The 9,378-nt window shown below is 61.6% G+C and carries 11 protein-coding genes, 2 pseudogenes and 1 riboswitch; of the genes and pseudogenes, 1 reads left to right on the top strand and 12 read right to left on the bottom strand.

What is annotated here, in order from left to right; all coding sequences use genetic code 11:
- The 12 genes and pseudogenes from ACKWJN_RS07015 to ACKWJN_RS06960 all read right to left on the bottom strand — a co-directional run.
- Positions 1 to 131 (bottom strand): annotated as a pseudogene (locus ACKWJN_RS07015) (riboflavin synthase); the annotation flags it as partial.
- Positions 132 to 159: 28 nt separating this feature from the next.
- Positions 160 to 1,260: a bifunctional diaminohydroxyphosphoribosylaminopyrimidine deaminase/5-amino-6-(5-phosphoribosylamino)uracil reductase RibD gene (ribD, locus tag ACKWJN_RS07010; protein ID WP_408595634.1), complete on the bottom strand. Its 1,101-nt coding sequence runs from the start codon at positions 1,258 to 1,260 to the stop codon at positions 160 to 162.
- A gap of 35 nt (positions 1,261 to 1,295) precedes the next feature.
- Complete coding sequence (locus ACKWJN_RS07005; RefSeq protein ID WP_408595633.1) at positions 1,296 to 2,552, bottom strand: HipA domain-containing protein; 1,257 nt, start codon at positions 2,550 to 2,552, stop codon at positions 1,296 to 1,298.
- Positions 2,549 to 2,896, bottom strand: coding sequence for a helix-turn-helix domain-containing protein (locus ACKWJN_RS07000; RefSeq protein ID WP_408595632.1), 348 nt, complete (start codon positions 2,894 to 2,896; stop codon positions 2,549 to 2,551). Before ACKWJN_RS07000 ends, ACKWJN_RS07005 begins: the two co-directional genes overlap by 4 nt.
- A gap of 154 nt (positions 2,897 to 3,050) precedes the next feature.
- Positions 3,051 to 3,476 (bottom strand): type IV pilin protein, encoded by a 426-nt coding sequence (locus tag ACKWJN_RS06995; RefSeq protein ID WP_408595631.1) that lies wholly within the window; start codon positions 3,474 to 3,476, stop codon positions 3,051 to 3,053.
- Positions 3,477 to 3,520: 44 nt separating this feature from the next.
- A complete protein-coding gene (locus ACKWJN_RS06990) occupies positions 3,521 to 4,204 on the bottom strand; it encodes a hypothetical protein (RefSeq protein ID WP_408595630.1) in 684 nt (227 codons plus the stop codon).
- A complete protein-coding gene (locus ACKWJN_RS06985) occupies positions 4,201 to 4,932 on the bottom strand; it encodes a PilW family protein (protein ID WP_408595629.1) in 732 nt (243 codons plus the stop codon). The genes ACKWJN_RS06990 and ACKWJN_RS06985 overlap by 4 nt, the downstream gene beginning before the upstream one ends.
- Entirely contained in the window at positions 4,929 to 5,432 is a 504-nt protein-coding gene (gene pilV / locus ACKWJN_RS06980; protein ID WP_408595628.1) for a type IV pilus modification protein PilV, read from the bottom strand. The genes ACKWJN_RS06985 and pilV overlap by 4 nt, the downstream gene beginning before the upstream one ends.
- On the bottom strand, positions 5,423 to 5,962 hold the full coding sequence (locus tag ACKWJN_RS06975) for a Tfp pilus assembly protein FimT/FimU (RefSeq protein ID WP_408595627.1): 540 nt from the start codon (positions 5,960 to 5,962) through the stop codon (positions 5,423 to 5,425). Before ACKWJN_RS06975 ends, pilV begins: the two co-directional genes overlap by 10 nt.
- A gap of 35 nt (positions 5,963 to 5,997) precedes the next feature.
- A complete protein-coding gene (nrdR, locus tag ACKWJN_RS06970) occupies positions 5,998 to 6,447 on the bottom strand; it encodes a transcriptional regulator NrdR (protein WP_100143973.1) in 450 nt (149 codons plus the stop codon).
- Between the two features lie 129 nt (positions 6,448 to 6,576).
- The gene (gene glyA / locus ACKWJN_RS06965; RefSeq protein ID WP_408595626.1) at positions 6,577 to 7,821 is read right to left on the bottom strand and encodes a serine hydroxymethyltransferase; all 1,245 of its coding nucleotides are present in this window, start codon (positions 7,819 to 7,821) and stop codon (positions 6,577 to 6,579) included.
- A gap of 47 nt (positions 7,822 to 7,868) precedes the next feature.
- A riboswitch (ZMP/ZTP riboswitch) is annotated at positions 7,869 to 7,997 on the bottom strand.
- A 3-nt stretch (positions 7,998 to 8,000) separates the two neighbouring features.
- Complete coding sequence (locus tag ACKWJN_RS06960) at positions 8,001 to 8,849, bottom strand: transglycosylase SLT domain-containing protein (protein ID WP_408595625.1); 849 nt, start codon at positions 8,847 to 8,849, stop codon at positions 8,001 to 8,003.
- An 84-nt stretch (positions 8,850 to 8,933) separates the two neighbouring features.
- Here ACKWJN_RS06960 and ACKWJN_RS06955 point away from each other — a divergent pair.
- Positions 8,934 to 9,378, top strand: a pseudogene (locus ACKWJN_RS06955) (DUF349 domain-containing protein); the annotation flags it as partial.

Here is a 9,378-nt window from a genome sequence, read left to right as displayed (position 1 = left end):
TCACCCAAGCCCACGTCGTCGAGGTACCCGGCAGGGGCCTCGATGGTGAGGCGCTTGCCGTGGTTTAAAGAGCTTCCCAGGTCGTGAACTGCGGTGATGCGCCCCACGCCGGTGATGATTCCGGTGAACATGTGTGTATTTTCGCAGGTTTATGAGGCCTCAGCGCCGAATGCGCGCCAATAGCCTCAAATCAGGGCCAATGGGTGTGACCTCATGGAAGTCCAGGGCCAAGGCTTCTTGCAGGTTTGACAAAGGTCCGAGGTTGCTCATGCCACGCCCTTGGCCAATCAACAGGGGTGCCATGTACACCAGCAGCTCGTCCACCAAGCCGGCACGCAGCAGCGAGCCGTTGAGTTTGTGGCCGGCTTCCACATGCAACTCGTTGACGCCGCGCAGCGCCAGGTCGTGCAGCATCTGGGCCAAATCGACTTTGCCTGCGGTGTCTGCCAAGCACGTCACGCGCGCGCCCTGGGCCTCTAAAGCGCGGCGTTTCTCGGCGTCGTCTTGCGCGGCATAAAACCACAGGGGGCGTTGCGGGCCAAACAGATTGGCATTCAAGGGTGTTTCCAAGCGGCTGTCGACCACCACCAAGCTGGGTTGACGCGGTGTGGCGACGGCACGCACGTCCAACTGCGGGTCGTCTTCCAGCACGGTGCCAATGCCGGTCAGCACGGCGCAGGCACGCGCCCGCCAGGCGTGGCCGTCTTGGCGCGCGGCGTCGTGGGTGATCCACTGGCTCTGGCCATTCGTCAATGCGGTTTGGCCGTCGAGCGAGGCGGCGATTTTCATGCGCACCCAGGGCATGCCGTGCTGCATGCGCTTGAAAAAACCAATGTTGAGCTCACGCGCCGCATCGGCCATCAACCCGACGTCCACCTGCACGCCCGCAGCGCGCAAACGCGCCACGCCTTGGCCCGCCACTTGGGGGTTGGGGTCTTGCACGCTGGCCACCACGCGCTGGATGCCCGCTTGAACCAGCGCATCGCAACACGGGCCGGTGCGGCCTTGGTGGCTGCAGGGCTCCAACGTGACATAGGCGGTGGCGCCTTGCACCGAGTGGCCCTTGGCCTGGGCATCGCGCAAGGCCATGACCTCGGCATGGGCCTGACCCGCCGCTTGGGTGTGGCCGCTGCCCAGCACCACGCCCTCGGCGCTGGTGATGACGCACCCCACCCGTGGGTTGGGAGAGGTCAGGTACAGCGCCTGCTGGGCCAAGGCCAAGGCCTGGGCCATGTGGGCGGTGTCGGTGGGGGAGGTCATGTGGCCATTATCTGTGCAGGGGTGTTTGGGGCTGCTCAGCCGATCATGGAGAGCGCCAACCCACAGTTGCGCTCGATCACGCCGGTGATGGTCTGCACCAGGGCTTGCTCGGTGGCTGTGAAGGGGTGGATGGCCATGGCTTGTTGTGTGACCTTTGCCCATGCGGTGGGCACATCGGTGGCCATTTTTTTGAACAGGCGCAAGCTGGGCTTGACGCCAAAACCGCAGTCGTCACACAACGCTTCCCATGAGTGAGCGCCAATGCGGGGGTAGGTGTCATCGTCACCGATGTAGAGCGCCAAGCGGTCGTCGCCATAGGCCTGCACGCACAACAGGTCATAAAAGGGGGCCAGGGCGTAACCCGTCTCGTCGATCAACACCGAGATGTTCTTGGCATGGGCATCGCTGTTGCCAATCAAATAGTTCAGCATGACCCAGCGCTGAAAACTCAACAGGTCTTTGGCTGGCAGCTGCAACGCGCGCAAGGCGTGGGCTATTTTTTTCAGACTGACCAGGCCACCTTGCCGTTCGTACTTCCAGTCAGAGCCCACGCCCAAGAGCTGGCAAGCGTCGATCTGATGCATGCAGACGATGTGACCGTCGACCACTTGGCGGTCGTAGCGTTGCACGATGTAAAGCGTCTCGGGCAAGTGCAGCAGATGGACCTCTGGCACCGGCAACTGGATTGCCCGGGCCAACTTCATGCACAGGTATTCGTTGACGGCGCTGGGTGTGAAATGGGACAGACGGGAGTCTGGTTTGGCAATGTGCGTGGTGGGCGAGCTGCCCACGCTGTCGTAGAGCTGGGCCCGTCGTGCGTCGTAGCGCAAGCCCATTTTGTCTTGCGCGCCAGGCAGCGACATGCTGCTTTGCGGGTTGGCCAAAAGCAGCGGTTTGCTCTGGTGGCGTTGTTGAAGGCGTTGGCGCAAGGTGTCTGGGCTCAACACGCTGTATTGCTGCAAAGTCTGAGGTGCTTGGCCCTCGGGCAAGACCGACAACACACCCGGCAACTCGGCGCCGAGCTGGCCGACGATTTCAAAGGCACTGGCGTTGCGCAGTTGGATGGCGTTGAGAACTTCTTCCAAGGGCGCACCCTCGGGCAACAGGTTGGCAAAAAAGGTTTTGACGGCTTCGCCTCGGTAGGGCATTGCGCTCAACGCAAATTGTGGGGCCAGCACATAGGCGCGCGAGGAGGCCAGCCACTGGGGGTCGTATTGAAAAACGTAGTGCCCGGCCTCATGCCCAAACCACCCCATGGCTTGCGCATTGGCCCAAACGCAAAGCCGAATCATGGCTGATGCGCCTTGGCGGGTGAGCCTGCGGCAGATTCAGTGCTCAGGACGATTTGTGCCTCCGACACGCCGTAGTCCACCCTGAGGGGTGCTTGTTTGGAACGCCGGGTGCTTGCTTGTGCGGTGACCTGAAAACCTTGGGCTTGCAGGCTCAGGCCGAGGCCATTGATGAGCTGGACCAGCTTGCCCAAGCTGCAATTCTGAGGGCTGGACTCTGCATCGCGGATGAAAGACACGCTCACACCGCAGGCGGCGGCGGCAGCCTCACGCGACAACTGTTGACGCTTGCGCTCAGCGGCCAAGGCAGCTGCCAAGGAGGGCAGTGTGCTGTTTTCAATTTTCATATTTGCTCCCGATAGGACAAATTATTTTGTTTTTCAAAGAGAATTATGATTTTTTGACCTCAAAAGGTCAATTTAATGATGTTGATCGATGGTATTGAGAAAGTTGTTCTTTTGGGAGCAAAAGTTGGCATCTGGCCGTGCCTGGGCCGTGTCTTCAACGCCCCCAACACTGCGCCACGCTCAGCGACGCGTTGAGCACGCCGCGCGTGCCGGTGTGGGTGAGGGTGAAGCTGCCACAGGCGTCGCCCATCTGGGGGCCAATCGGGGTGGCTGTCAGGTTGAAGCTTTGTGTGCTGCTGGTCACGCTGAGTTGGTAGCGCAGGCCTTCGGTTTGCAGCACGCTGGCAGGCACCTCAGCCGCTGCGGGGTAGCTGCCGTTGGCGCTGGCAGCGCGTTCGAGCCAATGGGCGGCTTGCAGCAGTGCGGTGCGGGCTTGGGCGCGTTGGCTGCGTTGCAGCAACTGTTGGTAGTTGGGCCAGGCCCAGCCCACCAAGACAGCGATGCAGGCCAAGGCGATCAGCAACTCGACCAAGCTGAAACCCCTTGGGCGGTCAGTCTGTTGGGCGGTTGGGTGTGACATGGGTGCTTTCATGTGCAGTGGCTCCAAGCTTCCTGGTTGGCGGGTTATTCGGCCAACACCTGCCAGCTGTGCCAGGTGCCGCCCGCCACGCTGCCCAAAGTCGGGTTGGCCGGGGCCGACCACAGGGCTTGCAACACCACGGCCGTGCCCGGCAACACGCCACGTGCCAGCACGGTGATGCGGTAAACAAAAGGCACGCTGGGGTTGAGGGGGGTGGCATCGACCAGCACCTCCACCCAATACCAAGTGGTGTCAGCACCGTAGGGGGTGTCGGTGGCGCTCAGCGGCCAAGCGCTGGCGGTCATGGCTTGCCATTCGCTGGCGCTGCGGGTGGGTGCGCCGTTGGGGGCGCAGATGCCGCTCACACAGGCTTGTGCGCCTAGGCGTTGGCGCAAGGTGTCGCGCGCGCTCAGGCTGGTGGGAAAGAACGCATGGGTTTGTGCGTCGTTGCCCGGTGTGTGGCGCGGGTTGACGTTGCCCTGTGCATCGCTGGCTGCGCCCAAGATGTCTTGCAGCGCCAAGGGAAGGGCGGCTTCGGCGCTGTGTTGGGTGCGCAGCAAGTCGGCCTCGGCGTTGAGCAGCCACTCGGTGCTGCGCAGGTTGCGCCAACCGACGCCTGCGGCCAGGCCCACCACGGCCAGCACCGCCAACACCGTGGGCAAGGCCAGTCCGTGGTGACGCGTGTGTGGGCCGCTCGTGGGGTGCGGCGTGTGGTCAACAGCTGTCATGGCAACACACCCACATGGTTGCGCAGGGTGAAGGTGCGGCGCAACACGCGTCGGCTCAAACCGTCTGCAGCCACGGTTTCGCCTTGGCAGCCCACACTGGGCGTGTTGCGCGTGGCGTTGGGCTGGTTGCTGACCCAGCGCGTGCACACCTCAATGGCCAGCACCAGGCGCATGTCGCTGACTTGTGCTGCCGTTTTCCATTGCACGGTTTGGTTGGCGTTGGCCTGGGCATAGCGCACTTGCAGGTCTTCCACACCTTCGGCCAAGGCTTGGTAGGTGCTCCCGCTCAGGCGCAGGTCTTTGCAGGTGAGTTCTTTTTTGGTGTTGAGCTGGTAGTGGTTGAGCACCAGTGCGTCGCTGCCTGAGCGGTTGCCTTGGCAGTCTTCTGCGCTCAGGCTGTGCCAGTGCCCCAGGCTCATGCTGTCGGTGCGGGTGCCCTCAGTGCCTTGCAGGTCGGGCTGTGACGTGTCATGGGCCGCAGTGCGTTGCGCCCGCAGGCCATCGGCTGCGGTGCTGACTTGCGCACCACCGGCCCTCTGCGCCTGGACGCGCAGGTTGCGCAGCGCGGCTCGGGCGTTGTGGTGGAGCGTGTCCACTGCGTCAAAGGCCGCCCACGATTGACGGCTGAGCTGGTAGCAGGCCACCGCTGCCAACACCACCGACAAACCCACGGCCAAACCGACCAGCAATTCGGGCAAGGTGTGGCCACGTGCAGGCACCGTGCTCACCAGGCGGGCCGAAAAAACAAACGCCAACAGCTCATGGCGCTGGGGCAACTGGGGCTCCCCCACGTGGTGTCAGTGCGGTAGCTCTCGCTGCTGTCGTGCCAGGCCACCACCACGCCCCACCAACCCGCCATGCCCGTGAGCGCAAAGATGGCTGCATCGCCTTGTGGGAGCTGAGTGTTCAGCGCTTGCTGCATTTGCGCCAGGTCCCATTGGGCCAACTCGCTGCGGGTACAGGCCAGGGCCGTGCAGTCGGGTTCGGTGCCGCTGCTGCCAGCGCCCCAACTGCGGCTGTAGGCTGAGGTTTGCGAGGCATTGAGACGCATGCGTTCGGCCAGGTCTTGCGCCAGTCCCATGGCGATGCCGCGGTGGACTTGCTGGCGCTGGGTTTGCAAGCCCAGTTGTTGCAGCCACAGCGCGCTCAAGATGCCGCAAGCCAACAGCAGCAGTGCGACCAGCGCCTCCAACAAGGCCATGCCACGTTGTTGCTGAATCAGCTGCACGTCGACCCCGCCACCACACGCAAGCGCCCGGTGTTGTTGAGGCACAGCGCATAGGCCAGAGTGAGGCGGGAGTTGCGTGAGCTCACCGTCCACCGGTCGCCCACCCCGCCAAGCTCGCCTTGGCGGCTGATCGCCAGCGCGGTGGTTTTGGTGTAGCTGACTTGCAACGGGGCGTGCATTGCGGTCACTTGCAAGGTTTGGCTGCCATCCGCCAGTTGCAGCTGCCAACCGCAGCTCCAGTCGGAGCCTGCCGTGCTGGCCCATGCGCAATCGCCCAGGCGCGTGAGGCGCAGTGCTTGCCCCTGTTGCAGCGCCCGCACGCGGGCGCTGTGCAAGTCGTTCAAGAGTTGGTCGCGGGCCAACTCAACCCGGGCACGCTCGAGCATGCCTTGCAGGCTGGGTGTGGCCATCAGGCCGATTGCGCCGATCACGGCCAGCACCAGCAACAGCTCGACCCAGGTGAAGCCGAGGTCGACGCGTTGGTTTGAATGAAAAAAGCCCAGCGTTTGCATGCAGCAAATGCTAGGCATTCAGCGCTCGGTGGCGTGTTGCCACCACTCGAAAACTATTTGCGAACTTCGTCGACCAAGCTCTTGAAGTCGTCGATGTCTTCAAAGCTGCGGTACACGCTGGCAAAGCGGATGTAGGCCACTTTGTCGAGTTTTTTCAGCTCACGCATCACCAATTCCCCGATGCGGGTGGAGGGCACTTCGCGCGCGCCCAAGCTGAGCAGTTTTTCTTCGATGCGTTCAATCGCGTTGTCGACCTGCTCGGTGCTGACCGGGCGTTTGCGCAGGGCCAGGCTCATGGAGTCGAGCAGTTTGTGGCGTTGGTAGTCGATGCGCCGACCGTCTTTTTTGACGATGTTGGGAAAGCTCACATCGATGCGCTCGTAGGTGGTGTAGCGCTTGTCGCAGGCACCGCATTGGCGGCGACGGCGGATGGAGTCGCCATCTTCCGACATGCGGGTTTCGACCACCTGGGTTTCAAGGTGACCGCAGAAGGGGCATTTCATGGGGCGGTGTCTCGCTTTGGTTTGTTGGCGATTGTGCTTGTGGTTTTGCTGTTGGCTTGGCTGGCGCTCGCCGTGCCCATCGTCCCTGCCGTTTCCGGCGCGAAATCTTCACGCCAGAAACACCCCAACTCAGCGATAGACCGGAAAGCGGCTGGTCAAGGCATGCACCTTGGCACGCACGGCGGCGATGTTGGCTTCGTCGTGCGGGTTGTCCAACACATCGGCAATCAGGTTGGCGGTCATGCGCGCTTCTTCGTCCTTGAAACCACGCGTCGTCATCGCTGGGGTGCCAATGCGCACGCCGCTGGTGACAAAAGGTTTCTCGGGGTCGTTGGGGATGGCGTTCTTGTTGATCGTCATGTGGGCAGCGCCCAAGGCGGCCTCGGCTTCTTTGCCGGTGATCTTTTTAGAACGCAGGTCCACCAACATCACGTGGCTTTGTGTGCCGCCGCTGACGATGCGCAGGCCGCGCTGTGTGAGCGTTTCGGCCACGATGCGGGCGTTGGTGATGACTTGCTGTTGGTAAGCCTTGAACTCAGGCGCCAGGGCTTCTTTGAATGCCACGGCTTTGGCCGCGATGACGTGCATCAGCGGGCCGCCTTGCAGGCCAGGGAAGATGGCGCTGTTGATGGCTTTTTCGTGCTCGGCCTTCATCAAGATGATGCCGCCGCGTGGGCCACGCAGGCTCTTGTGGGTGGTGGAGGTCACCACGTCGGCGTGGGGCACGGGGTTGGGGTAGACGCCTGCGGCGATCAAGCCGGCGTAGTGGGCCATGTCGACCAAGAAGATGGCGCCCACGTCTTTGGCCACTTTGGCAAACCGTGCGAAGTCGATGTGCAGGCTGTAGGCCGAGGCACCGGCGATGATGAGTTTGGGCTTGCTCTCGTGGGCCTTTTTCTCCATCGCGTCGTAGTCGATTTCTTCTTTCTCGTTCAAGCCGTAGGACACCACATTGAACCACTTGCCGCTCATGTTGAGTGCCATGCCGTGGGTCAGGTGACCGCCTTCGGCCAGGCTCATGCCCATGATGGTGTCGCCGGGCTTCAAGAAAGCCAAGAACACGGCTTCGTTGGCCGAAGCACCGCAATGCGGCTGCACGTTGGCCGCGTCGGCGCCAAAGATTTGTTTGATGCGGTCGATGGCCATTTGCTCGGCCACGTCCACATGTTCGCAACCGCCGTAGTAGCGCTTGCCTGGATAGCCTTCGGCGTATTTGTTGGTGAGCTGCGAGCCTTGGGCTTGCATGACGGCGGGCGAGGCGTAGTTCTCGCTGGCGATCAGTTCAATGTGGTGTTCTTGACGCGCGTTTTCCGCTTGGATGGCGGCCCACAATTCGGGGTCGGTTTGTTCGATCAAGATGTTGCGGTGGTACATGCTGGCAGTCCTAATAGAGGTGGTCCCGGCGTGCCGACACAACGGCACAGGGCTGCCCAGGCGAACGGCAAAACACCTCACAGGTTGAGGCTGCACGCTTCCCAGTGGTCAAAACTCCACGTCAGCGGTGTGGGGCCAAAAGCCCAACACGCCTATCGCCAGTTGCGCGCGGGTGGAGTTTAACGTGATTCCTCGTCGTCTTTGGCGGCATCGCGGCCAAAGGGGGTCAGGCGCTGTGCCTTTTCCCACAGGCTTTCAAGACGGGCGGTGGCGGCTTCTGCGGCAGACGATGGGGGTGGCGTGAGCGGCACATGGACGCCTTTGGCCACTTGTTGCAGGCGCCCGTATTCGGACATGACCTTGGCGGCGTAGCCCGTGTCTTCTTTGATGTTGGCCGCACCCACGTAGAGGCGCAGACCGCCTTCGGTACTGCCAGCGCGGGTGATGCAGTCTTTGAGCACATTGACACCTACGCGCAAATTGGCCACAGGGTCAAAAGCGGCCAGTGATCCACCAAAACCCACGTATTTCTCTTCGTGGACTTTGGTCATGACTTGCATCAGGCCTTGAGCACCCACGGGGCTTTGGGCAAACGGGTTGAAAGCGGATTCGACGGCCATGACCGCCAAAATCAAGGTGGGTTCAATTTGGTTGCGTGGCCCCAAGTCATAGGCCTCGCTGACCAGTGCACTCAGCGGTTCGGGCGCAACCCGGTATTTGCGGCTGAGCCAATAAGCCAAATAGGCTTGCTGTTTCGGTAGATCACGTGGGTCGGTGGCAGTGGCGCGGTCGACGGCGTCGGCATCGGTGTTGATGCCCGTGGCATCGTATTGACGCTCTTGCAGCCAGCTGATCAGTTTGGCTTCGGTGACGGCGCGCAGGTCTGGACGCACGCTCAGGGCCACAAAGACAAAGAAAATCGACAAGCCCACCACGGCCATCCCGTTGTGGGTGATGGCAAAAAAACCTTGTGCCACATCGGCTGCGAAAGTTCGCAGTCCTAGTTTAAGTGTGGCGATGAAGGGCATAGGGAAAAATTAATAAATAGGTGTCAAAGGAAAATTTTAAAGCCTCAGCGACAATCAGGGGATATTTGATACGAGCCCTAACAAGTGAACGATTCTGCCAACAAACACCACGACTTGAATTCTTTAGATGCTTTGACAGGGGGAGCCTTCACCGCGCCTACCTCTGGAGATCGCGCTGCGCACTTGCGCGACTGGTTGGCCAAAGAGCCGAGTGCCGAAGAGCTGCAAGCTGTTTTTACCGAAATGAGCCACCGCGACAAAGGGGCCGCCAAGGTCTTGCGTGAAAAGCTCGATGAGTTGCGTCGGGCCAAAGGCCAAGACGCTTTGGCCCAAGAATGGTTGGCCAAGGGCGAGGTGCTGCGCGATGCCCCACACATCAACATGGCCGACGCCATGGCTTGGCAGCGGGATGCGGCCAAAGCGGGCGCGCCGCTCTCACGTGAGCCCTTGTCTGGTTTGAAAACGGCATTGGCTGAGCGCGTCAAAGCGATCGAAGACTTGCAGCATCAAACCCAAGTTCAGCGTGAAG

This window comes from Limnohabitans sp., assembly GCF_046052825.1.
In the GTDB taxonomy this organism is placed as follows: Bacteria; Pseudomonadota; Gammaproteobacteria; order Burkholderiales; family Burkholderiaceae_C; genus Limnohabitans.
This window is presented reverse-complemented; position numbering and strand designations above follow the sequence as displayed.

Bases quoted from the DNA above. Each gene is read 5' to 3' on its own strand.
- ribD (WP_408595634.1), bottom strand. From the start codon at position 1,260: ATGACCTCCCCCACCGACACCGCCCACATGGCCCAGGCCTTGGCCTTG.
- ACKWJN_RS06975 (WP_408595627.1), bottom strand. From the start codon at position 5,962: ATGCCTAGCATTTGCTGCATGCAAACGCTGGGCTTTTTTCATTCAAAC.
- ACKWJN_RS06960 (WP_408595625.1), bottom strand. From the start codon at position 8,849: ATGCCCTTCATCGCCACACTTAAACTAGGACTGCGAACTTTCGCAGCC.
- ACKWJN_RS06995 (WP_408595631.1), bottom strand. From the start codon at position 3,476: ATGTCACACCCAACCGCCCAACAGACTGACCGCCCAAGGGGTTTCAGC.
- ACKWJN_RS06990 (WP_408595630.1), bottom strand. From the start codon at position 4,204: ATGACAGCTGTTGACCACACGCCGCACCCCACGAGCGGCCCACACACG.
- ACKWJN_RS07000 (WP_408595632.1), bottom strand. From the start codon at position 2,896: ATGAAAATTGAAAACAGCACACTGCCCTCCTTGGCAGCTGCCTTGGCC.
- nrdR (WP_100143973.1), bottom strand. From the start codon at position 6,447: ATGAAATGCCCCTTCTGCGGTCACCTTGAAACCCAGGTGGTCGAAACC.
- glyA (WP_408595626.1), bottom strand. From the start codon at position 7,821: ATGTACCACCGCAACATCTTGATCGAACAAACCGACCCCGAATTGTGG.
- ACKWJN_RS07005 (WP_408595633.1), bottom strand. From the start codon at position 2,552: ATGATTCGGCTTTGCGTTTGGGCCAATGCGCAAGCCATGGGGTGGTTT.